Genomic DNA, 25225 nt, shown 5'->3' on the forward strand with positions numbered 1-25225 from the left:
TGCCGCCCGTGGATCGCGCGTTGTTTTGGCTCGCCGGCTTCGCCTTCGGGGCGTGCGCTCAGGCGCCTGCGCCGTCCGAGCAGGCGCCGCCCGCGGGGTCCGCGCAGCTCGCGGCCGCGCCGGCGCCCGCAGCCGGCCCGGGGCCGCGCGACGTGGACTGCAGAGAGCGCATCCGCGCCGCCGAGGCCGAGCCCGCCGAGCCGGGTGCGCTGGAGTTCGAGGCGCGTCGCGCGGAGATCCTCGGACGTGCCAAGGCCGAGCCCGTGCTGTTTCGCCGTGCGCCGCGTCCAAGCGAAGCGGTGTCGAGCGAGGTCAAAGCTCTCAGAGCGCAGCTGGCGCTGAGCCCGTCACCGGGTTGGGCTCTGCGTGGGGTGTTCAAGACCGTGCAGCGCAGGCCCGACGTCGCCCGCGCGCTGCTGCTCTCGGAGGGGTACCTGTACTCGGACGTTCCAGATCTGGCTGCTGGCTTCGTCGATGTGCTGGAGTTGCACCATCTGTTCTCCGATCGCGAGCTGACGATCCAGCGTGGGAGTCAGCTGCTGCATGCCAAGAAGGCGGCAGGATTCTGGTACGAGTATCTGGATGGTCCCGAGGCGGGGCAACGGGCACGCCTGCTGTTGCTCGATCGGGTCTGGGCGAGTGGCACCGATCCCGGGCCGCCGTTGCACCTCGATCTGCGAAGTGTCGTCGCGGCGATCGGTGCGGAGCGGCTGCGCGTGCGGCGCATCACGAAGAAACATCTGGTGGTCGACGTTCGCCACGGGGCGTACCTGGTTCCGACCCTGCTTTCGCTGGGCGATGGCGCAAAGCCCGAGCTCGAGTGCCAGCTGATCTCCGCCGCCGAGCGACCTGCGGTGGAACAAGCCCGGTCGCTGAGTTTGCGCCGCGAGCGGGTCGTGTCGGCGCTCCGCAGCACCGTGGTCACGATGGTGGCCGAGGCGCTGCCGTTCGACGAGCCGAAGACCGAGGAGGGGCAGCAGGACGGCAATCTGCGGCCCGCCTGGCGCTGGGCGTACAATCACGGCTGGGACTCGTACAGCTTCAACGATGACAGCTACATGGTGTTCGACCAGAAGGGTCGGCCCAAGGTCCCGCAGGTCTGCATCGACTTCGTCACCGACACCATCGAGCGAGCGAGCGGGACGTGGTGGACGGCTCGAGACACCGAGCGCAAGCGCATCATCGGCAAGGTCGACTTCGACGAGATCGGCATCGAGAATCGGCGCAGTGTCGACGTGTTCATCCGTTTCGCCGAACAGCACCCGGAGTGGTTCGACGTCTATTCTTTGCCGGACGTGGAACGGCTGCGATTCCTGGAGCGTGCCGCGTTCTTCGCGCACCTGGTCGAGCACGCGGATCGTTACCAACCCGGGGACGTGGTGGCCATCCACGGGCCGCGGAGCGACGGGGAGAACCACTGGCACTCGTTCTTCGTGTACGAGACCGATCCGGTCACCGGTCTGCCCACGCTGCTGGCCAGCAACGCGGGCAAGCCGCGCATCCGCACCTGGGAGGGAGAGATGCGCGCGGCACCGCGCCGCAGCATTCGAACCCGCGTGCGGCCGCGAATCGAGTGGCTCGAGTCGGTGATCGCCACGGATCCGGCGCTGACCACCCGCGAGCCGGCTCCGCTGATCTCAGCGCCGATTTGAGCCATGGCCCGCGTCGTTCTCCCTGCCGCGTTGGCGCTCTCGTCGGCTCTGCTCGCGCTCGGGAGCTGCGCGCGGACGCCGCCTCGGGCTCTGGCCCATCCAGCCGCGACGTCGAGCGCCGAGACTGCGCCGGCCGTAGCGCCGGCGCGAGACGATGGGCGGCTGCCCTCGGGCATTCGCCCGACGCGGCAGAGTGTGGAGCTCACCATCGACCCGCGGGACAAGAGCTTCTTCGGGCGGGTGCGCATCGGCGTGGAAATCGACGCCCCAACGCGCGTCATCGTGCTGCACGCCAAGGGACCGAAGATCCTCACCGCCGCCGTCAGCACGCGGCAGGCCAAACTCTGGGCGAAGGTGAGCACGCGACTCGCGGCGCACAGCAAGGCCGAAGCGGAGGAGCTCGTGCTCCAGCTGGCTTCCGAGGTTGGCCCGGGTCCGGCCGAGATCGATCTGCAATACGAGGCAGCTTTCGGCTCGAGTCTCGGGGGGCTGTACCGCGCCGAGGCGGGGGGGCGAGCCTTTGCGTTCACGCAGTTCGAGCCGAACGACGCGCGGCGCGCGTTCCCTTGCTTCGACGAGCCGGGCTTCAAGCTGCCGTTTCGTCTGGCGCTGACCGTGCCCGAGGGCAACCTCGCGGTCGCCAACACGGTCGAGTTGCGCCGGCGTGACAACCCAACCACGCAGCTGACGACGTACGAGTTCGCGGAGACCGAACCGCTGCCCTCTTACCTGGTCGCCTTTGCGGTGGGGCCCTTCGAGGTGCGCGAGGGAGCCCGGAGCCCGGTGCCCATTCGTTTGATCACGCTGCCCGGCAAGAGCAAGCTCGGTGGTCTGGCGCTCGCGACTGCGGAGGAGAGCTTGGGCCTGCTCACCGACTACTTCGGTGTGAAGTACCCGTACTCGAAGCTCGACCTGGTTGCGGTGCCGGAGTTCGCGGCCGGTGCGATGGAGAACGCGGGGCTCGTGACCTTCCGCGAAGAGCTCATCTTGCTCGACGAGGAGCGGGCATCCCTCGACGCCCGCCGCGGGCTCTCCGGCATCATCGCGCACGAGCTCGCCCACCAGTGGTTCGGCAACCTGGTGACCATGAAGTGGTGGGACGACCTGTGGTTGAACGAGGCGTTCGCCAGCTGGATGGGCGCCAAGATCGTCGAGCGAGCTCGGCCGAGCTACGGCGCGGAGCTGGAGCGCGTGAGCGACAAACAGTGGGTGATGGGCGTCGACATGCTGACCAGCGCGCGCCGCATCCGGCAGCCGGTCCGCGGCTCGAGCGAGGCCCTCGAGGCCTTCGACGGCATCACCTACGTCAAGGGTGCGAGTGTGCTGAGCATGCTCGAGAGTTACCTTGGTGAGCGCGAATTTCAGCGCGGCGTTCAGGACTACCTGGCCAAACATCGGTTTGGCAACGCCAGCGCCGACGACCTGTTCGCCGCGCTCGGGCGCGCGAGCTCGAAGGACGTCGCGGCGCTGACGTCGACCTTCGTCGAACAGACCGGGGTCCCGCTGGTCGAAGCGTCGTTCAGCTGCGAAAGGCAGCGGCTGAGCGTGACGCTCGGTCAGCGCGAGTATCGCCCGCTTGGTGCGAGCCCCGGTCCCAAGAAGCAGTGGCGGATCCCGGTGTGTGTGCGCTTCGGAGTGCGCGGCACGATCGAGCGCGCCTGTACTCTGCTCGATCAGCCGACCGGCAAGCTCGAGGTGCCCGTCGCTAGCTGCCCGAAGACGGTCCACCCGAACGCGGACGAGCGCGGTTATTATCGGTATTTGCTGCCGAGCGCGGCGCTCCTGGAGCTGGCAAAAGACCCAGCGCTCGGGCTGCGGGAGAAGGTCGGGCTTCTGGGCAACGTCTGGGCCCTGGTCCGGAGCGGCGATCTGTCCCTCGAGAGTTATTTCTCCATCATACCCTTCGCGGTCGCCGGGCAGAGTCACGTGCTCTGGGAGCAGCTCGGTGATTCGCTCCGCGAGCTCGACCGCGCCCTCGTCACCGACGCGCTGCGCCCGGCCTTCGAGGCCCGCGTCCTCGGGCTCGCTGGCGCCAAAGGAAAGAAGCTCGGCTTTCGCAGCTCCAAGACCGAGTCGGAGGCGATCCGGCTCCAGCGTAAGCTCGTGCTCACGCTGCTCGGCGATCTGGCGAGGGAGCCTTGGGTGCTCGCCGAGGCCCGCAAGCTGACTCTGGCCTGGCTCGCGGAGCCGAGCTCGGTCGACGCCGATCTTGCTCGGATCGCCCTGCCGCTCGGCTGTCGCAGCGGGGACGCGCCGTTGTTCGATCGCCTGCTCGCGCGGCTGAAGAGCGCCGAGACCCCCGAACAGCGCTTGCTCGCGCTTGCCGGACTCTCGGGCTTCGACCACCCGGTGCTGGTCGAGCGTTTGCTCGGGCTCACGCTGGACGGCAGCATCAAGGTGGGTGATCTGCGCTACGTGTATCCGCCGTTGTTCGAGCGGCGGGCCACGGCCAGGCCGACGTACCAGTGGTTGACGAAACACTTCGACGCTCTGAAGCAGAGACTGCCCGGGTTTGCCGTGGGCAGGTTCCCCTGGGTGGTCGCGGCGCTGTGTGACGAAAAAGCCGTGGCGGAGGCGCACGACTTCTTCGCCCCGCGGCTCTTGCGCATCGAGGGGGCTGACAAGCACCTTTCCCAGGCCACGGAGGCGGGTAAGCTCTGCGCCGCGCTCAGGACCGGTCAGGCGGAGTCGGCGCAGAAGCTGTTCGGAGGAAAACCGTGACCAAGGAGCGTATCAAGTTTCCCGTTCGCATCGGCCTCCTCGGCTGCGGGACCGTCGGCGGCGGAGTGATCCGGCTGATCCAGGACAACCAGGAGTATCTCGCGTCGCGGGTGGGAGCGCCCTTGGAGATCCGCCACGTGCTGGTGCGGGACGCGGTGAAAGATCGCGTGCCGGAGTGTCGCCGCGAGTGGATCACGACCGATCCCGAGCAGGTGCTCGGCGAGGACATCGACGTCTTGGTCGAGGTCATGGGCGGAGCCGAGCCGGCGCGCACGCTGCTCGAGCGTGCGATTCGCGAGGGCAAGGGGGTGGTCACCGCCAACAAACTGCTGCTGGCAAAACACGGCCCGGCGCTGGTGGAGCAGGCGATCGCGAGCGGTGTGGATCTGGCCTTCGAGGCTTCGGTGGGCGGCGGGATCCCCATCATCCGCACCCTACGCGAGGCGCTGACCAGTGACTGGGTCGAGAGTGTGCACGGCATTCTCAACGGCACTTGCAACTACATCCTGACCCGGATGCGGGACGGAAAGGTCAGCTTCGAGGTGGCGCTGGCCGAGGCACAGGAGAAGGGTTACGCCGAGGCGGATCCCACGCTGGACGTCGACGGGCATGACGCCGCGCAGAAGCTGTGTGTGATGAGCATGCTCGCCTTCGGTGCCAAGGTGCGCGAAGAGGACGTGCCCGTCGAGGGGATCCGCCAGGTCGATCAGCTGGATTTTCGCTTCGCAGAGCGCTTCGGCTACACGATCAAACACCTGGTCATCGGCAACGACCTGGGCGACCGCATTGCACTCAGGGTCCACCCGGCCTTGATCCAGAAGACCAGCGTGCTCGCAAACATCGACGGCGTGCTGAACGGCGTGCTGATCGTGGGCCGCGGCCTCGGTCCGTGTCTCTTGGTCGGCCGCGGCGCGGGCGACATGCCGACGGCAGTGAGTGTGGTGGCGGACATCGTGGACGTCGCGCGCTCGAAGATCGAAGGCGAGCCCGGCCTGTCGACCCGCGGGATCCAGATGAAGGCGCGACCCCTGGCGCCGCTGTCGGAGGTCAACTCGCGCTTTTATCTGCGCTTTGACGTCGAGGACTGCCCGGGAGTGCTCGGGAAGATCGCCACCGGCCTGGGGGAGTGCGAGGTCAGCATCGAGCAGATGGTGCAAGAGGGCCGCGCGCTCGAGGTGAACGGCGCCGTGCCGGTGCTGATCATCACCCACAGCTGTCGCGAAGGCGCGGTGCGGGATGCGCTCGAGCGCATCGGGCGCGAGGCGTTCATGCGCGGCAAGCCGCGGCTCTTGCGCATCGAGGACGTCTGAGGTGACGGACGCACCGCTCGGGGTCTTCGACTCGGGCCTGGGCGGCCTGACGGTGGTGCACGCCCTGTCGCTGGCGCTGCCCAACGAACACATCGTGTATCTGGGTGACACCGCGCGGGTCCCGTACGGCACACGCTCCGCCGAGACGGTGGTCCGCTACGCCCGCGGTTGCGCCAAGGTGCTGCTCGGGCGCGGCGTGAAGGCCATCGTCATTGCCTGCAACACCGTCAGCGCCGTCGCGCTGGATATTCTGCGAGCCGAGCTCGATCTGCCGGTGATCGGCGTGGTGGAGCCCGGCGCACGCGCCGCGGTGGAGGCGGCGGAGCGCGAAGCCGCCGCCCGCGGTGTACCGGTGAAGATCGGGGTGCTTGGCACTCAGGGAACCATCGCGAGTGGTGCTTACCCGCGCGCCGTGAGTCAGCTCTCGACGCGCATCGAGGTCATCGGACAAGCCGCGCCACTGCTGGTGCCGCTGGTCGAAGAGGGCTGGATCGAAGGCCAGGTGCCGGAGCTCGCCGTGCGTCGCTACCTGGAACCGTTGATCGAGCGCGGCGCCGGCGTGATCGTGCTTGGCTGCACCCACTATCCGCTGCTTTCGCCGGTCATTGCCAGGGTGGCCCGGGAGATCGCCGGCCGGGAGATCCCGATCGTCGACAGCGCTCGTGCAACCGCAGGCGACGTCGAACGCTTCGTGCTGGAGGGTCGGATCCTGCACGCCGCCGCGCCCGACACCGCGCCGCGGCTGGAGGTGCTGGTCACCGATCGACCGGGGTCTTTTGCCGACGTCGCAGCACGCTTCCTGGGGGAGCGCGCGCCGGAGGTCGAGCAGATCGACCTGGGGTGAGGGGGAGAGCGGGGAGTGGGAGAGGAAGAGGAAGAGCGGGGACGGGCGGGGGCACGGGCACCGGCACGGGCGGGGGGTGCCACTCGGGGGAGGCGGATGTTATGAGAGCTTGCTCCGCCGCACTTCGCCCGCACGTTCAAAGCCGCACTCACCGTGATGACCCCGCTCCGGATCGCCTGCGTCTGTCTTGCTCTCGCGCTGCCGGCGTGTGAGCGCGGGGCTGCGACCAAACCCGAGCCGAGCGCCGCCGGATCCGGCAGCGCCAAACCCGGTGGCGGCGGCCCGCCGCTCCTCGCGCGCGGGTACGTGGCGGTCGAGAGTCAGCTCGGCTCGAGTGTTCCGACCATCGGGACGCTCAGCGCGAACGAATCGATCGACGTGGTGAGTGAGCTCTCGCGCCGTCTGATCAAGGTGAACGTGGCCGAGGGTGCCGAAGTGAAGAAAGGCGCGCTCCTGTTCTCACTGGATGCCTCGGACGTCGGCGCACAGCTCACGCGTCTGGCGGTGCGAAAAAAGCTGCTGGCATCCAACGAGGCGCGGCAACGGCAATTGCTAGAGCAGAACCTGATCAGTCAGGCGGAGTACGACCGGACCAAGAGTGAGCTCGACGAAATCGTGGCCGAGATGGCGACGCACGGCGTCACTCTGACGAAGACGCGCATCCGCGCGCCCTTTGCCGGCCGGGTCGGGCTCCGCCGCGTGAGCGCCGGGGCTTGGGTCACGCCGGCGACGGTGCTCACGACGCTGCAGGACACCCGCCAACTCAAGCTCGATTTTTCCCTGCCCGAGCGCTACGCCTCATCGGTTCACGTCGGAGACGAATTCTCGTTCCGCATCACCGGCAGCACCGAAGTGTTCAAGGGCAAGGTGACCGCCATCGAACCGCAGATCGACCGCGCCACCCGCAGTCTCAGCCTGCGCGGCCTGACGGAGAACTCGAGTGGCAAGCTGCGCGCCGGGGGTTTCGCCAACGTCGAGCTGTCGCTGGGTGCCGACAAACGCACGCTGATGCTGCCCGCGTCCGCGCTGGTGCCGAACGCAAACGGGCAGGGCGTCTGGTTGCTGCGCGAAGGCAAGGCCGCCTTCGTTCCAGTCGAAATTGGGCGGCGGACGCCGGATGAGGTGGAGGTTGTCCAGGGTGTGAGCGCGGGCGACACCGTGCTGGTCAGCAACCTGGCCCGGCTGCGGCCCGGCGCGCCGATCACGCTGGAGAAGTGAGGGAGCGTGAACCTCGCCGAGCTCAGCCTGCGCCGCCCGGTGCTCTGCCTGGTGGCGTCCCTCGTGTTGTTCCTGCTCGGTGTCGTCGGGTTCCGTTTCCTGGGCGTCCGTGAGTACCCGGCGGTGGATCCGCCAGTCGTGACCATCACGACCAACTACCCCGGCGCGAGCCCCGACGTCATCGACTCGCAGATCACCGAGCCGCTGGAGCAAGCCGTGAACGGCGTCAGCGGGGTGCGCAACATCTCCAGCACCTCCCGCGACAGCCAGAGTGTGATTCGCGTCGAGTTTGCCATCGGCGCCGCGGTGGACGCAGCGGCCAATGACATTCGCGACAAGGTCGCCGGCGCCGTGCGCCGGCTGCCCGCCGACGTCGATCCACCCATCGTCGAGAAGGCCGATGCGGACGCATCGCCGATCGTGTTCTTGACCGTGCAGAGCGACACCAAGAGCATCCTGGAGGTCAATCAGCTCGCCGACACGCTGATCAAGGAGCGCATGCAGACCATCCCGGGGGTCAGCACCGTCCGCATCTTCGGCGAGAAGCGCTGGGCGATGCGCCTGTCGATGGACGCGGAGCGCATGGCGGCTCACCAGGTGACGCCGGACGACGTGCGAGCGGCGCTCGCGCGGGAGAACGTCGAGCTACCGGCCGGGCGTGTGGAGGGCAGCAGCGTCGAAATCGGCCTCCGCGCCGTCGGGCGGCTCTCCACCCCGGACGAGCTCAACCGCATGGTCATCCGGCAAGAGGGGGGCCGGCAGGTCGAGTTTCGCGACGTCGGGCACGCCGAGCTCAGCGCGGAGAATCTGCGCACCGGCGTCAAGCGCGACGGCGTGCCGATGATCGGTGTGGCGGTAGTGCCCCAGCCCAACACCAACGCCATCGAGATCGCGGACGAGTTCTACCGGCGCTACGAACAGATCAAGGCGGGCGTCCCGCCGGAGTACCGGGTCGAGATCGGTTACGACTTCACGACCTATGTGCGGCGCTCGATCCGGGAGGTCGAAGAGGCACTTGCCACGGCGTTCCTGCTCGTGGGAGCCGTGATCTTCTTATTCTTGCGCAGCTTCCGCTCGACGCTGGTGCCGGTCATCGCGATCCCCGTCAGCATCGTCTCGACCTTCTTCGTGATGTACCTCGCGGGCTTCACCATCAACATCCTGACGCTGGTGGCGCTGGTCTTGGCCATCGGCCTGGTGGTGGACGACGCCATCGTGGTGCTCGAGAACATCTATTCCAAGGTCGAGGCCGGCATGGAGCCGCTCGAGGCGGCGCTGGCCGGCTCGAAGGAGATCTACTTCGCGGTGATCTCCACCACCATCACGCTCGCCGCCGTCTTCCTGCCCATCGTGTTCATCGAGGGACTGACGGGGCGCCTGTTCCGCGAATTTGCGGTCGTGGTCTCGGGGTCGGTGCTGATCTCGGCCTTCGTCGCCCTGACCCTCTCGCCGGTGATGTGCCGCTACCTGCTGCGGCGGGTCGATCGGCCGAGCTTGCTGTATCGGGTCACGGAGCCGTTTTTCGTGGGCCTGGGCCGGCTCTACCGCCGGACGCTGCAGCTGTTTCTGCGGGTGCGCTGGCTGGCCGTCCCGATCGCGGCGGGGGTGATCGCGGCCGCTCTGTTCATTGGCAAGGGGCTCAAGTCGGAGCTCGCGCCGCTCGAAGATCGCTCCAACGTCCGCATCGGTGTGCGGGCGCCGGAGGGGACGACCTACGAGGCGACTGCGGCGGCGGTCGATCGACTGGCGGTGATGCTCGACGAGAGCGTGCCGGAAATCTCGCGCAGTTACTCGATCACCGCGCTGTTCGGCGGTCCGGTCAACACCGGCATCCAGAACCTGTACCTGCTCGAGCCGAACGAGCGCCGTCGAACCCAGGAACAGATCTTCCAGTCCGTGTCCGCCAAGCTGAACGGCTTCACCGATCTGCGTACGTTCCCCGCCCAGCCGCCGACGATCGGCAACCGTTTCTCGGGGCTGCCGCTCCAGTACGTGGTCCAAGCGCCGAACTTGGACGCACTGGCCGAGGTGTTGCCGAAGATCCTCGAGGAGGCCGGCAAGAGCCCGGCGCTGCGCTTCGTCGACGCCGACCTCAAGTTCAATCGCCCCGAGGGGGTCATCCACATCGACCGCGCGAAGGCGACCGAGCTCGGCATCAGCGTGGCCGACATCGCGAGGACCTTGGACCTGTCGTACGGCGGTCGGCGTTATGGATACTTCGTGAGGAACGGCCGCCAGTACCAGGTCATCGGGGAGCTCGAGCGCGCCGATCGCAGCGCCCCGGACGCGGTACGCAGGCTCTCGGTGCGCAGCAAGAGTGGGCAGATGGTCGCGCTCGACAATCTCGTCCGCATCCAAGAGGGGACGGCGCCCGCGGCCATTTATCGCTTCGATCGCTACGTCTCGGCGACACTGTCCGGGGGCCTGGCCCCGGGTTACGCCCTCGACGACGGCATTAGGGCCATGGACGCGGTGGCCAAGGCCATCCTCGATCCGAGCTTTCACACCGCGCTTGCAGGGGAGGCGCGGGATTTCTCGGAGAGCGCGACGAGCCTGTACTTTGCTTTCGGCATGGCAATTTTGCTGATCTACCTGGTGCTCGCGGCACAGTTCGAGAGTTTCATCGACCCACTCATCATCTTGTTCACGGTGCCGATGTCGCTCTTCGGGGCCCTGCTCGGCCTGTGGCTGACCGGCAACACGCTCAACATCTTCAGCGAGATTGGCATCATCATGCTGATCGGGATCGTCACCAAAAACGGCATTTTGATCGTCGAGTTCGCCAATCAACACCAGGCTCGAGGACTCGCGCCATTGGCCGCAGTATTGGAGGCCGCTGTGTCGCGCTACCGGCCGATCTTGATGACGACACTGACGACGGTGCTCGGCGTGCTGCCAATTGCGCTCTCGCTCGGCAGTGCCTCCGGTAGCCGGCAGAGCTTGGGCATTGCGGTCGTCGCGGGGCTCGCGGTCTCGACGCTGCTCACGCTCTACGTCGTGCCCGCCGTGTACGCAGTCTTCTCCCGCAAGCGCGCGCCGCAGCCCGAGCCCGCGCTCACGGTGGCCCTGACTCCGGGCGAGTGAGCGCGGGCCGGGTCACTCCGAGCCGATGGGCTGGCCGGGCTCCGTGGCGCAGAAATACAGCACTGCCATCCGCACTGCGACGCCCGCTTCGACCTGGTTCAAGATCACACTGTGCTTGCCGTCGGCGATGTCGTCGTTGATCTCGACGCCGCGGTTCATGGGGCCCGGGTGCATCACGATGGCGTCGGGTTTGGCCAGGGCGAGGCGGGCGCGATTGAGTCCAAAATACCGGGCATACTCCCGCAACGTGGGCAAGAGCGGCGCGCCCAGGCGCTCTTGCTGGATGCGCAGCATCATGACGACGTCGGCGCCCTCGAGCGCTGGCTCGAGGCGCGAGAAGGTCTCGCCACCGAGGGCCTCCGCGTCGTGGGGCAGGAGCGTGTGGGGCCCGGCGAGGCGAACCTTCGCGCCGAGCAGCGGCAACAGCAGCAGATTCGAGCGAGCGACACGGCTGTGCTGGATGTCTCCGCAGATGGTGACGGTCAGGCCATCGAGCTTGCCCTTCGCGCGCCGTATGGTGAAGGCGTCGAGCAGGGCCTGCGTCGGGTGTTCGTGCATGCCGTCGCCACCGTTGACGATTGCCGCGCGGGTGCGACTCTTGATGTACTCGGCGGCACCGGATGCCTCGTGGCGCACGACGATCACGTCCGCGTGCATGGCGTCGAGGGTGGCCACGGTGTCGCGTAGCGTCTCGCCCTTGCTGGTGCTCGACGAGCTGCCACCGATGTTGACGACATCGGCGCCAAGGCGTTTTCCCGCCAGCTCGAACGACGTCCGTGTGCGGGTGGAGGCCTCGAAGAAGGCGTTGATGATGGTCTTGCCCCGGAGCGTCGGGACCTTGCGTATCGGACGCCGGGTCACCTCCAGGAAGGCTTCGGCGGTGTCGAGCAGTCGGAGCGCCGTCTCGCGATCGAGATCGTGGACGCTGGTCAGGTGGCGCAGGTGGTTCGCGGTCATGGCTCTGGGGGCATGGAGGGGACGTCGCGGGGGCGCACGACGGCGCGGATCTGGCCGCCCTCGTGCAGCACGTCGATGCGGTCGTCGCCTCCAACCGTCGTCGTGAGCACCACGTAGTCCGGCTGCACGGGGAGCTCTCGTCCACCGCGGTCGACCAGGGCCGCGAGCTCGATGCGGCGCGGGCGTCCGTAGTCCATCAACGCGTCAATCGCGGCCCTCACTGTGCGGCCGGTGAACACGACGTCGTCGACCAAGACGACGCGTTTGCCTTCGAGGCTGCAGGGGACCTGGCTCGGGCCGATGCGCGGATTCGGCAAGGCTGTGGCCGCGTCGTCGCGATAGAGTGTGATGTCGACGCTGCCGACCGGGACTGACTTCTTTTCAAGGTCCAGGATCCAGCGAGCGAGCTCCTGGGCCAGGGGCTCGCCGCCGCGCCGCACGCCAATGAGGACGAGTCCCTCGGCACCGCGCTGGCGCTCGACGATCTCTCCGGCCACACGGCGCATGCCGCGCGAGACGGCGTCGGGGTCGAGCAAAACGCGCATCAGAGGCCCGCATCTACCACGGCTCGGCGAGGGAGGGAACGTGGACGCGGCTGCGGTGGAGGTTCACCCGCCGCGGGCGCCGAGCGTCGACGCGAAGATTGCGGCAAGCCCGAGTAGCGACGAGAGGTGGCCCTCGCTAGTATCTCGGCGCGGGTGCGCCGTCATCTCCTCCTTGTTGCGCTGGCCGCGTCGGGATCGATCAGCGCCCGCGCTCGTGCTGACGAGACGCCGTCGCTCGCCCTGGCGCCAGCACCGGCGGGGGAGCCAACGCTCCTGACCGAGCCGGCCCAGGTCCGGGGAGACGCGCAGCTGCGCGCGCGGTTGCTCGGTGTCTTTGCCAGTCAGCCGCTCGTGCTGAAGAACCAGGATCAGGAGATCGACCGCGTGGTCGAGAGTCAGCTGTGGCTGCACACACTGCTCTCGTTCGCGTTCCGCCATCGCTACCAGCTCTCGCTCGACGTGCCCGTGTTGCTCTCGCAGACCGCGGGGCAGACCCCGCCCCACGGCACTACCGCGGCGCGGCCTCGCGAAGAGACGCTGCTCGGCGACGTTCGCCTGGGCGCTCGCACGAAGCTGTGGGGGCCGGCGGGTGCAGGCGAGCACCTGGCGCTCGCCGCCGGCGCGAGCCTGCCAACCGGTAGGGACTACGCCGGCGACGGCGGCTTCGGCGGGCGCATGGCGCTGTTGGCGGACGGGCAATACGCTCGCTGGTTCTGGGCCGCCGACGCCGGCGTCCGGCTGCGGCCCGAGATGCGCTTGCCCGGCATCGTTCCGACGCGGGTCGGCAACGAGCTCACGGCCAGCGTGGCGCACGCGACCTTCGTGGACGGCGCCGAGAGAGTCAGCGTTGGCAGCGAGCTCAGCGCCGCGTTCACGCTGGGCGGGGGAGCAAGACTCCTCGATCCGCACGCCACCCGCGCGCATTTCCTGATCGTCGGCCGTTTTCGCCCGTTCACCGAGCTCGACCTCGGCGTGGCGTTTGGGCCGGATCTCGGGCAGGCGCCAGGCGCTGCGGACTTCCGCGCGCTCGCCTTCCTCGGCTTCACGCCGGAACAAACGCCGCCGCCGCCGGATCGCGACGACGATGGTGTCCCCGATCGACTGGACGCCTGCATCGATTTGCCCGGCGCGCCCGCCCAGGATCCGTTGATGAACGGCTGCCCGGAGGTGCCGCCGGATTTCGACGCCGACGAGATCCCCGATCAGTTCGACGCCTGTCCGAGGGAGGCGGGGCCAGCCACCGGCGACCGCCGGTCAAACGGCTGCCCAAGGCCCGTGGACACCGATGGCGACGGCATCGTCGATCAAAAGGACGCCTGCCCCAAAGAGAAGGGCGTGCCGAACACAAACCGAGAGCAGCACGGCTGTCCGCCGGCGCCACCGCCGCCACCGCCGGTCGCCCAAGTCGAAGCCGAACAAGTCGCGATCTCGGAGCAAGTGCAGTTCGAGCATGGCACGGCGGTGCTCCGCGCCGAGAGCGATGGCATCTTGAGCGAAGTGGCCAAGGTCCTGGCGGAGCACCCGGAGCTCGAGCAGATCGAGGTCGCTGGGTACACCGACGACACCGGCACACCGGCCGTCAACCAGAAGCTGAGCGCGGAGCGCGCAGCAAGCGTGATGAAGTGGCTGGTGGGTCACGGCACGGCGACAGCTCGCCTCAGCGCCAAGGGCTACGGGCAGACGTCGCCCCTCGCCGACAACAGCACCGAAGCGGGCCGCGCGAAGAACCGTCGCGTCGAGTTCCACATCCTCCGGCGCAGCGAAAAGGAGCCGACACCATGAAACGGGCGCTGGCTGGCCTGGCGCTCGCGCTGTTTGCGGCGGAGGTGCGCGCCGATCCGGGTACGAGCGAGCTCGGGCCCGAGGTGCTGAAGCTGCCGGTGCTCGAGCGCAAGGCGGAGCAGGGGATCTTGACGCCACTTCCCATCACCGTCGCGCTGCCGCCGGAGCTCGGTGCGCGGGCAGCGCGCGTGCTGGTCCACTACCGCGTCTGGGGTGACCCCGACTGGACGACGCTCGCGCTCTCGCGCCGCGGCAAGCAGTGGACCGGCGCGATTCCGTGCCTAGAGGTCAGCACCATCACGGGCGACGTCCGTTACTACATCCGCGCCCACGACGCGGACGGGCGTGTGCTCGCCAGCGCCGGCTCGCGCGTCAAGCCGTTCAAGGTCACCGTGCTCCACGACACGATGCTGACCGGCGGCGCCCCGAAGCGGGCTCGCTGTCCCGACCCCTCCGACTGTCCGCGCGGCCTCCCCGGCTGCCCGAGCGAAAGGGTGAGACAGATCCCGTGTCGGGCGGATCGCGACTGCGAGGGCGGCTCGAGCTGCAGCTGGCGCGGCTTCTGCGAGACCATCCAGCGCAAACAGAGCTGGCTGTCGCTCGGGGTGGAGCAAGATCTCGGGTTGCTCTCCACCACCGGTGCTTGTTCGATCCAGACCCAGGAGAGCGAGGGCACGGCGTGCTTCCGGAAGTCCGACGGGGCGAACTACGCGAGCTACCCGGTCTACACCAATGAGCGGCTCGGCGCGGCGCGGGGACCGACCCGGGTGCTCATGGGCTACGACCGCCTCGTCTACTACGACGTGAGCTTCGGCATCCGTGCCGGCATGGCCTTCGCCGGTGAGGGCCCGACGCTGCGCGGAGCCGCAGAGTTCGTGCCCTGGTCGCTCTCGCTCAGGGCGACACGCTGGTTCGGCAACGATCCCTTCGCGCACTCCCACTGGCGCCCCTACGCCTTCCTCACCGCCGGCTATGCGCAGTTCGACCTGGTGACCAGCGTGCGCGTGCGCGAAGACCCAACGCACTTCTCCTACCAAGGTGACAACGATCTCGAGCAAGAGCTCGAGCTGTGGAAGCGCGCGGGCGACGGATTCGCCGGCATCGGGGCGGGGCTAGCCTTCGCGCCGAGCGAGGACAGCATGCTGGGCGCCGAGCTCGCGCTGGTGCAGGTGTTTCCCTTCAGCGCCACGGTGATCACACCGACCTTCAGTGGCGCCGTCGGGTTTTGAGCCGTCGTGGCGCCCGAAGGCCCGCTCGCACCCGGCCCCGAGCTGCCCACCGAGCCGCGGGCGCTGAGCTGAACCCGTCGCCCGTCGCCCCTCGCAGTATACGGCCGTGGTAGAGTCTCCGCGTGGACTGGTCACGACTGGCGACCGTCGCGCTCGTCTCGGCGCTCGGCGGCTGTGCTTCCGACGCCGTCGACGCGCCAGAGCCGACGCTGGAGACACCCGGGGCTTTCGTCGCCCAAGAGGTCCACCCCCAGGAGCTGCACTTGCTCCGTGTGCTCGGGGCGCTGCATCTCGAGAACGGCCAGACCATTCTGCTCATGCGGCGCTTCGCTGCGCGCCCTTCGACCTTCGAAGCCGCGCGTGAGCTGGCGAAGCAGCCGGACCTGGCCATTGACCTCGGCCTGACCAGCGCCGTCGAATCGGAGTTCGTCACTCTGCCTTACCGCGTGGTGTGGTTCCGGACGCTGAATGAGCAGGAACGCGATGCGCTGCACTGAGCGGCCGTTCGTCGCGCTCTGTTTACTGGTGGCGTCGGCAACGCTTGGGCAGGCCTGCCAGCGGCAAGCCGATCTGGTGGACGAGCCGGACGCCACGGTGATCCCGGATCCGACGCCGAAGTACGACGGTGATGTGCCGCTGCTCGACGCGGGCATCCGCTCCGATGCCTTTCCGGCGTGTGAAGAGCGCCCAATCGGCTCCTGTCAGGGCCCAAACGACTTCGTGTGCGGCTTCGCCGAGTGGGTCCGGGCGGCGGCCCGCGAATGTCAAAAACAGACGGGCTGCAAGACCAATGGCTGGCTGACGGTGAAGATGCTCGACGACGGGTGCGTCAGCGACATCGGCATGGACCGCCCAAACCCCGAGATCGTGGCCTGCTTGCTGGAGAAGTTCGACGCTGAGCGCTGTCCTTGCCCCGCCATCGAAACCACGTACTACTTCGGCGAAGGCAACAGCGGAAAGTGTCCGGACGCGGGGCCCAAGGGCTGACGCGGTGGGCGTGGCTTCGCGGGGCGGGTTCCGCTCGCCAATGGACGCCCCGAACGCGTCCCGGAACCGAGCCGCCGCGGCCGCCCACGGCTCGACTGCCGGGGGCCCCCGCCCCCGCGCTGGCTGTGGTGCTGGTGCGCCGCGTGCGGCCCCCGCCGCAACCACCGACCCCGTCACCTATCAATGGGCGCCGGCGGCCGCGCTCGGCGCAGAGACTTCCGATCAAGGGTGGGTCAGGAGGGGGGTGGCTGGAGTTGCGTGGCACAACCCAGCAGGATCTCCATCTTCGCGCCCTTGTCTGCCTGCACCGTGGCGCAGGTGCTCGGGCAGAGCGTGATCTTGCTTGGGCTCGTCGGCGAGTCGTAGAACCAACCGCCGTTCGCACAGTCCGCCGCGCTCCCCACCTGGCCGAGGGTCTGCACGCTGCCGCCTCCCGGCGTGTAGTTCACGTTGACCTTCTTGGGATCCAAGGTCGAGCCGTTCTTCGGCGCGGGCATCTGGAACTCACAGGAGACCTGGCTGCCCTGGATGGCCTTCAGCGCGGCAAGCAGCTCCGCCTGGGCGTTGGCCGAGCTGCCGATGAAGATACCTTTGGTAGTGCCGCCGGCGACCGCGATGGTGTCCATCTGATTTTCCGCCGAGCCTTCCAGACCGACGGCATAGGTGAGCACTCCGTTCGACGTTCGCGCGGCGGAAGCGAGCGCTGCGATGTGATTGATGTCCTCGTCACAGCCGTTTGGTAGGCCGTCGGTCACGAGCACCACCACGACCTTCTCGTTGGGATGCGCGGAGGCGTACGCCGTCGCCCATTGCTCCGCACCGCCCAGCGCCGCGAACATCGGGGTGCCGCCGCCGTTGCCGGGGCCGCTGCCCTGCACGGCACTCACCAGCGCGGCCTCCTGCGTGTCGGCCGGCGCCGGGTCCACCGTCACTGCTCCGATGGGAACCAGGAGCTGCGAACAGGCGTTGGTGTCGCAGCCCGTGTTGGTGCAGCCGCCCGCCGGTTGGTCGTGGGGGAAAAAACGCAGCGCGATGCGCAGTCCCGCCGTAGCGGAATCCTGGAAGAACGCGATCAACGCGGCGGAAGCTTGTGGCCACTTGTTGTTCTGGTTCATCGAACCGGACCGATCGAACATCACGAGCATGTTGACGGGGACGAGCGTCGCCTCCTCGCTCGAGGTGCCACAAGCAGCGTCCGGGCTGATGGTGCCGCCGTTGCCCCCGTTCGCGGCGCTCCCGTCGAGATCGAGCCCACCCACTCCGCCATTGCCGCCCAGGTTGATCCCGCCGCCCTTGCCGCCGGTGCCGTCGTCGCTACTGTCGCCGCCTCCGCAGTGAAACATTGCGAGCGAGGCGACGCCCAGACAGAGGAGCGAGGCAGTTCGTAGTGAGCGTGGCGACATGGGCACCCCCAGTTGAAGATTCAAGAAGCCTACCATCCATGAGCGTTGGGGGGGCGCGGAGTGAGCTCGAGTATTATCCCTCCAAGCCGTCCGCGTACTCCGGCTTGCCGCCAACACCTACGTACAGGGCCGGCAGCGCCAGGAGTGTGACCAGCGAAGCGGTCACCAGGCCGCCGATGACCACGGTGGCGAGCGGACGCTGCACCTCGGCGCCGGTGCCGGTGGTGATGGCCATTGGCGCGCAGCCCAGCGCCGCGACCAGCGCCTTGACGAGAACCGGGCGCACTCCATCGTCAGCAGCACCCAGCACCGCGGCCCGGGTCTCCTCTCCCTGAAGCTGGCGACTGCGCACGGAGGCCAGCAGCACCCCGGCACGGTGCTTGCTCCCCACGGCGCAACCCGGTTTGACTCGATGGGGCAGCGATGGGAAGGACGCGCGGTGCACTCCGACGGCGAGCAGGGAAGAATGATCCTGGTCCCCTGGCACATTGGTGACGTGGGTGACGTCACCGAGAACGCCATCCGCACGCTGAGGCGCGTGCGGCATCTACTCTGCGAGGACGCCGACGAGCTTCGCCGTCAGCTCGCCGTGTTCGACATCGATGCCAGCACCAAGACGCTGGTCACTATCCCGGAGCAACCCGAGCTGGCGGTCACGGAGCACTGTCTTGCCACACTCGAGCGCGAGGACGTCGCCCTGATCGCGTCCTCGGGGGCGCCGTGTTTCTCTGATCCCGGGGGCTGGCTGGTCGCGGCGGCGCGAGCGCGAGGTTTCGCCGTCGTTGTACTGGCGGGAGCGTCGGCGTTGACGAGTGTGCTCTCGGCGAGCGGGCTGGACTGGCTGGTCGACCATCGGACCCTCACTTTCCACAAGTTTCGCTCGAACTCGGCCGACGACCTCGGGCGGCTCCTGGACACGGACGCCGCGCGGTTTCATCCGCTGTCCCGGCGGGTACGGACGCCGCATTCTTGGTCGGGCGAGACGCGCTCGGACGTCATTGCCCCGCGATGAGAAATGCCCATCTCGGCCCGGCTGGTCGGTGCGTGCGGGCCAAATTCGTCAGTTGTCATCAGATGTCATGAGACTTCGTTCGACTTTATGCGTAGATCTCGTTGGCGCCGTGGTTCGCAGGGCGATAGGGCGATAGCAGCACGACCGCTGGGCACGATCCATGACCACTCACCCCCTGCGCTTCCCCGACAACGAACCGGAGCTCGATGAGGCAACTCAGGTGGAGGCGATCAGAGCCGGGCCTTCGGCTCAGCAGGTTGCCAACGCGCTCCGCAGTGGGCTGTGTCCCGATGATCGCGCGTTCGATCGTTTCCTCCCGAACGGGTTGAGGTTGGTCTCTGGCCAACACTGGACGCCTCTCGCGGTTTCCGTACAGGTTGCGCGGTGGCTCGATCGCTTTGGGATCACGACGGTCGTGGACATCGGATCCGGAGCAGGGAAGTTCTGCGTCGCCACCGCCCTGGGCGTTTCTCGCTGTTCCTTCACCGGGATCGAACAACGCCCCAGATTCGTGACCGCCGCGCGTTCCCTCGCTCAGCTATTCGAGGTCGAAGATCGGGTTCGGTTCATACCAGGAGCCTTGGGCGAGTGTTCGGTCCCCGAGGCAGACGGCTACTACCTCTTCAACCCGTTCGGCGAGAATCTCTTCGGACCCGGCGAACATCTCGGCGACGACGTCGAGCTGAGCGGCGAGCGCTACGAGCGTGACATCGCGATCGTGAGGGAGCTCTTCGAGAGCGCGCGAGAAGGAACCTACGTGGTCAAGTACAATGGATTCGGCGGACAGATGCCGCCCAGCTACGAGGAGATCTTGGTCGATCGGGACATGCCCAATGTGCTCCGCCTGTGGCGAAAGACTCGGTCTCGGTCATCGAAGCCGCCGTCGAAGCGACGCCGCCCGCGCGGGGAGGATCACTCCGACTGACCCGCCTGGCGATCCAGGCTCTTTTTCGACGGATTGGGAGCCCCTGGGTGTCCAGGCCCGGAAACAGCCCCGAGCGCGGCGCGGCACCGCAGGATCCGTGGCTGCCGCGCCGAACCTTTGCCAATCGCTGCGGCACGGCCCGAGGACGAGTATCGTGTCGGCGCCTTGCCACAAACGCGCCGCCGCGCCCGGGTCTCCGCGCGACGCCCGCTGATCCATCCCTCGGGCGCTCATGTGCGCGCTGGTTCGGGGCTCTGCTGGTGGGGCGACCGGCTGGCCATCGTTCAGGACGACACCCGGAGCCTCGGGCGGGTCGACCCCGCGACGGGTGAGGTCGAGCTCATCAGCTTCGGTGGGACCATCTCTGACGCCAAGCGAGAGAAGCTAGACCTGGAGGCCGTGGTCTCGTACCAGGGCACACTCCTCGCGTTCGGCTCTGGGTCGACAGCGCGACGGGAGGTGATCGTGCGCTTCGGTAGGGACGGGGCCGCGACCGTTTGCCGGGCACCTCGGCTCTACTGTTTTCTCCGTGAAACCACCGCGTTCTCGGGTAGCGAGCTCAATATCGAGGGAGCGACCCTCTCGGGTGATCAACTGATCCTGTTCCAGCGCGGCAACGGCAAGCCGGCGCGCGGGCTCGAGCCCGTGAACGCGACCGTGCGGCTCGACGCGGCCGCGCTGCTTGTGCACCTCGATGACCCTGAGCGGGTTCCGCCGCCGCTCCTCGTGGACGTGTGCGTGTTCGATCTCGGCAGCATCGACGGGGTGCGCCTGTCCTTCACCGATGCCGCGGCGCATGACGGACGCTTCTTCTACTTGGCCAGCGCCGAGGCTTCCCCGGACACCTTTCGCGATGGGGTCGTCGTCGGCAGCGTCATCGGCGTGCTTGGCGAAGGGCCACCCACGATCATCGAGGACCACGCCGGCCGGCCGTTCATCGGCAAGGCCGAGGGGCTGGTGCTGGCCGAGAAGAACCGCGCCTACGCGGTGCTCGACGCCGACGATGCGGATGTTCCGGCCGAGCTCTGCAGCATCGATCTTTCTGGCTTCTAGCCGGTTTCCGCCGTGCCCGCGCAACGGCGCACGTGGTCTTCACCTTCACCTGCGGTCCGACCGGAAGCTCGACACTGGGCTACACCGCGTCCGGCAACACGCTGCAGCTTCTCGACGCAGCCAACACCAACGTAAAGACGTTCACCAAGCAGTAGCGCAGCGGGGCGAGTTGCTCCAAGACCAGACCAGCCCCGCCGCGATCACGAACAGCGTCGCCGGGGCGTTCTCGCGGAAGTGCAGCAGCAGGACTCGACGCCGCGAGCGGGAATGTCACGGGGCATTGATTGCCCTGCGGCGGCTCCGCAATGAGCCCGTCGAGACGAGCCACGGAGCCAAAGCCGGACTCCCCCCGCGCCCTGACGCGCTCGCCCGTTCTGGACGGGTCCAGTCGTCCGTCCGGACCGCGGCAGGGTCACACACGCTTGTCACCTCGCGGTCGGTGAGTCCAGGGGCGCCCGAGCGTGGCCCACAACTTGCTCAGCTGCGGACCATGGCTCCAGTCCGGGGATCGCCGTCACCATGACCCGACCAGCGAGTGCAAAGGCGCTGGCGTGGGCGGGGCTCCTGCTGTTGACGACCGGTTGTACACCGGCAGACGCCGAAGCCCGTCTGTTGTGTTACCGCCTCGAAAGCTGCGACATCCATGCGCCGGGCTGCGAGGCGGTCGTCGCCAAGTACCTGCCGGAACAGAATGTCGCCTGCCAGATGTGCCTGATGGCTCGAACGTGCAGAGGGTACCGCGTGGGGCTCGACCACAACGACCGCGGTATCTGTGAGGACGTCTGCGAGTGAGGTACTCGTGGTCGCTGAAGGCCATGCCGGCGGTGAAGGCAGCGGGTCGAGACGAGCGCCGCATGGTATTGCATCGATTCGACCGGCGCCTGTCGCTTCAACACCGGGTCGGCGTGCTCGCCCTGCACTCGCTCGGAGCGTACCCTCTGACTCCATGACGCGGGTGGCACGACTCGGGGTCGCTCTGCTCCTTGGTTCGAGCCTAGCGCTGGCGGCGCCGGTGGTCGGTCCGCCCACCCAAGACTCGAACGGTGTCCTCCACTATCCAATCACCTCCACCTTTCAGTCGAGTCAACCCAACGACCTCCGGGTGCTCCTGCCCGCGAGCCCCGGTGCCGGGCAGAGGCGTTTCCTGTACGCGCTGCCGGTCGAGGTCGGCACGGCTTCGAGCTTCGGCGATCCCGTCGAAACCATCCGGCTCCTTGGTGTGAGCGGCGCGCTCCATCTCGTGCTGGTCGTGCCGTCATTCAGCCAGCTGCCCTGGTACGCCGACCACCCGAGCGATCTCACCGTTCGCCAGGAGAGCTACTTGGTCGATGACCTCGTGCCGGCGGTGGAGGCGCTGTATCCCGAGACGCCGGCCAACCCCGGCCCTCCGAGGAGGCTTCTCATCGGATTTAGCAAGTCGGGCGTCGGCGCGCTGAGCTTGCTCCTGCGCCACGGCAAGCTCTTCGATGCAGCGGCGGCGTGGGACGCGCCGCTCGCGAAGCAGGACGTGAGTCAACTACCGGGAGCCCTCGCGATTTTCGGCACGCAGGCGAGCTACGCGACGTACGCGATCCCTTCGGCGCTCCCGGCCCATGCCGCCGAGCTACAGGGGCCCGCGCGCATCTGGCTCGGCGGCTGGAGCGGCTGGCACGCGGACATGATCGCTGCGCACGACCAGATGACGAACCTCGGCATCGCGCACGCATGGGTCGACGGACCTCAGGTCGCGCATCGATGGGACAGCGGGTGGGTGCAAGGCGCCATCGAGTTCCTCGACCAAGCCGCGCCCGCCCTCGCGCTCGGGATCGACGCCGGCACGGACGCGGGCGAGGAGGCCGGCGCCAGCGACGCGGGAAGCGACGCATCCGGCGCGTCGGACGCGGCCGCCGACGCTGGGCCTGACGCAGGCGCTGTCGACGCTGGCGTGAAGTCCCCCGCCGGCAGCGCGGGGAGCGGGGAAGGCTGTGCGTGCGCGAGCGCGGGTCCAGGCCCGGGGGATCCAGCGCTCCTGCTGTTCATCGCGCTGGTCGGCGCTAACGCCGTGGCGGTGAGACGCGCGATGGGTTTCAGGCGCCCGGCGCCGCGGGCCCGACGCCAAGCTCGAGCTCCCAACTATGAGCGCGTCGCGTCGTGAAGCGGAGCTTGGGCACTGGGGCGGGGGCGGCAACGGCAGCGGGAACCGGAGCGCAGGGGAGCGGGAAGGTCTTTCCGATGACCCCATCTCTCCGTTGGCCTCGCGCGATCGCTTTGGTTGGGCTAGCCGCGCACGGACCTCGCGAAGCGCTCGTCGTTCGACTCGACGCTACGGTGCGGCGAGCCCCCAGATCTTCTTTCCGCTGATCCAGTAGACGCCGGCGGAGTCCGCGGCCACCGACTGGGTGCGGAACGAGTCGCTGGCACCCGTGGCAGCGGCCAGCGTCGTCACCGCGCCGCCGCCCCGCGGGACGCGGTGAAGCGACCCGTCTTGCGACGAGACGAAATAGACGAAGTCGCCCCGCACCGCGATGCCGTGCGGGGCCTCGAACCCCTTGGCGAGCTCTTCGGCGCTGCCGCCCGTGAGCGCGACACGATAGACGCTGCCGTCGTGGTTGTAGGTCGGCTCGAAGCCGCCGCTGGACGTGCCGTACCGCGTGAAGAACACGAACTCGTCGTCGGCTGCCAAACAGCCGATGCCGCCTCCGTCGTCTCCCTCGACGAGCACGGTCGGCGCGCCGCCCGAGATCGGCACTCGACTGATGCGGGAGCCACCCTGACGCGAAAGCCAGACCACGCTCTGACCGGCCAGTGCGAGGCAACTGCTCGAGTCCTGACCGTCCGCAGCCAACTCGCTTGGCGTGGCGGTCTCGGATCCGCTCATCACGGCCCCCGGCGAGAGGTTGACCCAGAACAGACTGGAAGCATCGGCGGTGATCGCGATCGGCGCGCCTTGATTCGGAACGAGCACCACCGGGGCGAGCCCGGTGCTCGGGACGCCAAACACGGAGCCCCCAGCCACCTGGGCGTCGAAGCCCACCCACGCGACTTGCTGACCTTGCGCCGCAATTCCGAAGAAGCTGAGCCCGCCGGCGAGCTCAGCCACCGTAGTCGTGGCCCCGCCGGTCTTCGGGACGCGATTGACCACCGCGAACCGCTGTGCGCCGTCGAAGCGAACGTCGGTAAAGAACAGATCGCCCGAACGCACGCTCAAGCTCGCGGGGACCTCCGCGGAGGCGAGCTCGACTGCCGAGCTCGTGCCGCCGGCGCCTGCGCTGCCGCCGGCGCCGCCGGAGCTGGCAGTTCCACCCCCGTCTTCCGACGAGCCACAGGCCGTCAACGAGAGCGCGAGCACCAGCCCCTGAGCGCGAAGCATCGGACCCACGCGTGCCAGCCCGCGCGGCGAGCGTCAACCCGGCCCGGCGCCGCAAGCGGTACACTGCACCTCTGGCTCCGAAGGTGCACCACGGAGCGGCATGAAATACGGAGCCACGAGCGCCGGCGGTGCCGGCAGATCCGTTGCGTCGCGGACGAACGCGACTCGCCCCATCGAATTCAGCTCATACCCCCATCAACTCGGACCCCAATGACACGTGGCCCAGTGCGCTTTTCACTTCGACCACCCGCTCCGGGGGTGCCAGCTACACGTAGCCGGCGTCTCCCCCGATTGCAGACGCTTGAAAGTCGCCGGTAGCGAGCAGCGTGCTCTCAGCTAGTTCAGCATTCTCCCGTCGGGTCCACGCCGATCGTCGTCGTCCCCGCCGCCCTCGATGACCCGCAGACCCGAGCGCGCGACGCGACGTTTGCGCTCGTCGGATTGTTTGCGCTCTTCGCGCTCCAGCTTGCCCAAGCGCAGCTTGAGCCAGGCCTTCCGCGCCGGTGAGGGCGTGCCTCCTCCGAAGAGCCAACCGGACAACATGCCGCCGAAGGGCGCGATGAGTCCGCACATGGGTCGCTCGAGGGTGATGACGTAGAGCACACTCACGCCGACCACGAACAGGATCAAGCCGCGGGAGGTGACCGGCAGCACGAAGAACAGCCGCACCGTCTGGCCACGAAACGTCAGCGCCCAGGCGATGCTCACGGCCTCGACCGCGGGCAGGGCGGAGAACCAGTACTCACCGATGAGTTTTTCCTTCATCGATGCGGGCAGGGCCAGACCGATCAGGAGCTGCAGGCCGTAGGCCACGAACGACGACAGCAACAAGAACCGGATCAGGCGCGCGCCGCCCCAGGTTTGTTCGAGGGTCGGCGTGAGGAAATAGAACCCGAACAGCACGAACAAGATCCCGCTCACACTGGGCAGGTGGAGCAGTGGCGCGGTGAACAGCCGCCAGATCTCGCCGTGCAAGATCTTCTCGCTGTTGCCCGCGAACAGGAAGAAGGCGTTCTCTCCGGCGCCGCCCCAGTTCACCCCGACGGCGAACGCCAACCACACCGCGAACAGAGTGATGAGGATGCCCCACAGGGCTCGTCCCGGCCGCGGCAAGGCGGGCATCGCGCTCGGGTCGTCACGACTCATCGGCTCTC

The 25225-nt window shown here is 68.1% G+C and carries 22 protein-coding genes; 15 read left to right on the plus strand and 7 right to left on the minus strand.

All coding sequences use genetic code 11. The features are described 5' to 3' along the window. Window positions 1–8: 8 nt before the first annotated feature. From IPI67_16480 to IPI67_16505, 6 genes are all read left to right on the plus strand, one after another. Entirely contained in the window at window positions 9–1652 is a 1644-nt protein-coding gene (locus tag IPI67_16480; GenBank protein MBK7581790.1) for a hypothetical protein, read from the plus strand. A gap of 3 nt (window positions 1653–1655) precedes the next feature. Further along, the gene (locus tag IPI67_16485) at window positions 1656–4373 is read left to right on the plus strand and encodes a M1 family metallopeptidase (protein MBK7581791.1); all 2718 of its coding nucleotides are present in this window, start codon (window positions 1656–1658) and stop codon (window positions 4371–4373) included. Beyond that, the gene (locus tag IPI67_16490; GenBank protein MBK7581792.1) at window positions 4310–5683 is read left to right on the plus strand and encodes a homoserine dehydrogenase; all 1374 of its coding nucleotides are present in this window, start codon (window positions 4310–4312) and stop codon (window positions 5681–5683) included. The genes IPI67_16485 and IPI67_16490 overlap by 64 nt, the downstream gene beginning before the upstream one ends. After that, entirely contained in the window at window positions 5610–6527 is a 918-nt protein-coding gene (locus IPI67_16495; protein MBK7581793.1) for a glutamate racemase, read from the plus strand. The genes IPI67_16490 and IPI67_16495 overlap by 74 nt, the downstream gene beginning before the upstream one ends. A gap of 156 nt (window positions 6528–6683) precedes the next feature. Next, complete coding sequence (locus IPI67_16500; protein ID MBK7581794.1) at window positions 6684–7745, plus strand: efflux RND transporter periplasmic adaptor subunit; 1062 nt, start codon at window positions 6684–6686, stop codon at window positions 7743–7745. A gap of 6 nt (window positions 7746–7751) precedes the next feature. After that, window positions 7752–10829, plus strand: coding sequence for an efflux RND transporter permease subunit (locus IPI67_16505; protein ID MBK7581795.1), 3078 nt, complete (start codon window positions 7752–7754; stop codon window positions 10827–10829). A 12-nt stretch (window positions 10830–10841) separates the two neighbouring features. Here the strand turns inward: IPI67_16505 and IPI67_16510 are convergent, their stop codons facing one another. Then, the gene (locus IPI67_16510; GenBank protein MBK7581796.1) at window positions 10842–11786 is read right to left on the minus strand and encodes an aspartate carbamoyltransferase catalytic subunit; all 945 of its coding nucleotides are present in this window, start codon (window positions 11784–11786) and stop codon (window positions 10842–10844) included. After that, window positions 11783–12331: a bifunctional pyr operon transcriptional regulator/uracil phosphoribosyltransferase PyrR gene (pyrR, locus tag IPI67_16515; protein MBK7581797.1), complete on the minus strand. Its 549-nt coding sequence runs from the start codon at window positions 12329–12331 to the stop codon at window positions 11783–11785. Before pyrR ends, IPI67_16510 begins: the two co-directional genes overlap by 4 nt. Window positions 12332–12484: 153 nt before the next feature. Here pyrR and IPI67_16520 point away from each other — a divergent pair, with 153 nt between their 5' ends. The 4 genes from IPI67_16520 (at window position 12485) to IPI67_16535 (ending at window position 16329) form a co-directional block, all read left to right on the plus strand. Further along, window positions 12485–14113 carry an OmpA family protein gene (locus IPI67_16520; GenBank protein ID MBK7581798.1) on the plus strand — a complete coding sequence of 543 codons (1629 nt, stop codon included), beginning with the start codon at window positions 12485–12487 and terminating at the stop codon, window positions 14111–14113. After that, window positions 14110–15342 (plus strand): hypothetical protein, encoded by a 1233-nt coding sequence (locus IPI67_16525; protein MBK7581799.1) that lies wholly within the window; start codon window positions 14110–14112, stop codon window positions 15340–15342. The genes IPI67_16520 and IPI67_16525 overlap by 4 nt, the downstream gene beginning before the upstream one ends. A gap of 122 nt (window positions 15343–15464) precedes the next feature. Then, the gene (locus IPI67_16530) at window positions 15465–15839 is read left to right on the plus strand and encodes a hypothetical protein (GenBank protein MBK7581800.1); all 375 of its coding nucleotides are present in this window, start codon (window positions 15465–15467) and stop codon (window positions 15837–15839) included. Then, window positions 15811–16329 (plus strand): hypothetical protein, encoded by a 519-nt coding sequence (locus IPI67_16535; protein MBK7581801.1) that lies wholly within the window; start codon window positions 15811–15813, stop codon window positions 16327–16329. Before IPI67_16530 ends, IPI67_16535 begins: the two co-directional genes overlap by 29 nt. 233 nt (window positions 16330–16562) lie before the next feature. Here IPI67_16535 and IPI67_16540 read toward each other — a convergent pair whose 3' ends face one another. Further along, complete coding sequence (locus IPI67_16540; GenBank protein MBK7581802.1) at window positions 16563–17672, minus strand: VWA domain-containing protein; 1110 nt, start codon at window positions 17670–17672, stop codon at window positions 16563–16565. Window positions 17673–17805: 133 nt separating this feature from the next. Then, entirely contained in the window at window positions 17806–18279 is a 474-nt protein-coding gene (locus IPI67_16545) for an efflux RND transporter permease subunit (protein MBK7581803.1), read from the minus strand. Between IPI67_16545 and IPI67_16550 the strand changes: the two genes are divergently transcribed. From IPI67_16550 to IPI67_16570, 5 genes are all read left to right on the plus strand, one after another. Further along, window positions 18229–18744, plus strand: a complete 516-nt coding sequence (locus tag IPI67_16550) for a hypothetical protein (GenBank protein ID MBK7581804.1) — start codon at window positions 18229–18231, stop codon at window positions 18742–18744. The two genes, IPI67_16545 and IPI67_16550, sit on opposite strands and share 51 nt — an antisense overlap. A 160-nt stretch (window positions 18745–18904) precedes the next feature. Next, window positions 18905–19669 carry a hypothetical protein gene (locus IPI67_16555; GenBank protein ID MBK7581805.1) on the plus strand — a complete coding sequence of 255 codons (765 nt, stop codon included), beginning with the start codon at window positions 18905–18907 and terminating at the stop codon, window positions 19667–19669. 165 nt (window positions 19670–19834) lie between these two features. After that, window positions 19835–20722 carry a hypothetical protein gene (locus IPI67_16560; protein MBK7581806.1) on the plus strand — a complete coding sequence of 296 codons (888 nt, stop codon included), beginning with the start codon at window positions 19835–19837 and terminating at the stop codon, window positions 20720–20722. Between the two features lie 519 nt (window positions 20723–21241). After that, window positions 21242–21514, plus strand: a complete 273-nt coding sequence (locus tag IPI67_16565) for a hypothetical protein (protein MBK7581807.1) — start codon at window positions 21242–21244, stop codon at window positions 21512–21514. Between the two features lie 154 nt (window positions 21515–21668). Then, complete coding sequence (locus tag IPI67_16570; protein ID MBK7581808.1) at window positions 21669–22856, plus strand: hypothetical protein; 1188 nt, start codon at window positions 21669–21671, stop codon at window positions 22854–22856. A 168-nt stretch (window positions 22857–23024) separates the two neighbouring features. Here IPI67_16570 and IPI67_16575 read toward each other — a convergent pair whose 3' ends face one another. The 3 genes from IPI67_16575 to IPI67_16585 all read right to left on the minus strand — a co-directional run bounded on the left by IPI67_16575 (window position 23025) and on the right by IPI67_16585 (window position 25217). Next, window positions 23025–24071 carry a hypothetical protein gene (locus IPI67_16575; protein MBK7581809.1) on the minus strand — a complete coding sequence of 349 codons (1047 nt, stop codon included), beginning with the start codon at window positions 24069–24071 and terminating at the stop codon, window positions 23025–23027. Window positions 24072–24104: 33 nt separating this feature from the next. Next, on the minus strand, window positions 24105–24245 hold the full coding sequence (locus IPI67_16580) for a hypothetical protein (protein MBK7581810.1): 141 nt from the start codon (window positions 24243–24245) through the stop codon (window positions 24105–24107). 162 nt (window positions 24246–24407) lie between these two features. After that, window positions 24408–25217 carry a rhomboid family intramembrane serine protease gene (locus tag IPI67_16585; protein ID MBK7581811.1) on the minus strand — a complete coding sequence of 270 codons (810 nt, stop codon included), beginning with the start codon at window positions 25215–25217 and terminating at the stop codon, window positions 24408–24410. Window positions 25218–25225: the final 8 nt, after the last annotated feature.

The organism is Myxococcales bacterium (assembly GCA_016706225.1).
Lineage (GTDB): Bacteria > Myxococcota_A > Polyangia > Polyangiales > Polyangiaceae > JADJKB01.

What these genes read in the sequence shown, in the direction of transcription:
- IPI67_16565 (MBK7581807.1), top strand. Translation starts at nt 21,242, where the DNA reads ATGACCCGACCAGCGAGTGCAAAGGCGCTGGCGTGGGCGGGGCTCCTG.
- IPI67_16495 (MBK7581793.1), top strand. Translation starts at nt 5,610, where the DNA reads ATGCGCTCGAGCGCATCGGGCGCGAGGCGTTCATGCGCGGCAAGCCGC.
- IPI67_16580 (MBK7581810.1), bottom strand. Translation starts at nt 24,245, where the DNA reads ATGGGGCGAGTCGCGTTCGTCCGCGACGCAACGGATCTGCCGGCACCG.
- IPI67_16500 (MBK7581794.1), top strand. Translation starts at nt 6,684, where the DNA reads ATGACCCCGCTCCGGATCGCCTGCGTCTGTCTTGCTCTCGCGCTGCCG.
- IPI67_16575 (MBK7581809.1), bottom strand. Translation starts at nt 24,071, where the DNA reads ATGCTTCGCGCTCAGGGGCTGGTGCTCGCGCTCTCGTTGACGGCCTGT.
- IPI67_16540 (MBK7581802.1), bottom strand. Translation starts at nt 17,672, where the DNA reads ATGTTTCACTGCGGAGGCGGCGACAGTAGCGACGACGGCACCGGCGGC.
- IPI67_16585 (MBK7581811.1), bottom strand. Translation starts at nt 25,217, where the DNA reads ATGAGTCGTGACGACCCGAGCGCGATGCCCGCCTTGCCGCGGCCGGGA.
- IPI67_16525 (MBK7581799.1), top strand. Translation starts at nt 14,110, where the DNA reads ATGAAACGGGCGCTGGCTGGCCTGGCGCTCGCGCTGTTTGCGGCGGAG.
- IPI67_16535 (MBK7581801.1), top strand. Translation starts at nt 15,811, where the DNA reads ATGAGCAGGAACGCGATGCGCTGCACTGAGCGGCCGTTCGTCGCGCTC.
- IPI67_16570 (MBK7581808.1), top strand. Translation starts at nt 21,669, where the DNA reads ATGACGCGGGTGGCACGACTCGGGGTCGCTCTGCTCCTTGGTTCGAGC.
- IPI67_16485 (MBK7581791.1), top strand. Translation starts at nt 1,656, where the DNA reads ATGGCCCGCGTCGTTCTCCCTGCCGCGTTGGCGCTCTCGTCGGCTCTG.
- IPI67_16510 (MBK7581796.1), bottom strand. Translation starts at nt 11,786, where the DNA reads ATGACCGCGAACCACCTGCGCCACCTGACCAGCGTCCACGATCTCGAT.
- IPI67_16555 (MBK7581805.1), top strand. Translation starts at nt 18,905, where the DNA reads ATGACCACTCACCCCCTGCGCTTCCCCGACAACGAACCGGAGCTCGAT.
- pyrR (MBK7581797.1), bottom strand. Translation starts at nt 12,331, where the DNA reads ATGCGCGTTTTGCTCGACCCCGACGCCGTCTCGCGCGGCATGCGCCGT.
- IPI67_16545 (MBK7581803.1), bottom strand. Translation starts at nt 18,279, where the DNA reads ATGCCGCACGCGCCTCAGCGTGCGGATGGCGTTCTCGGTGACGTCACC.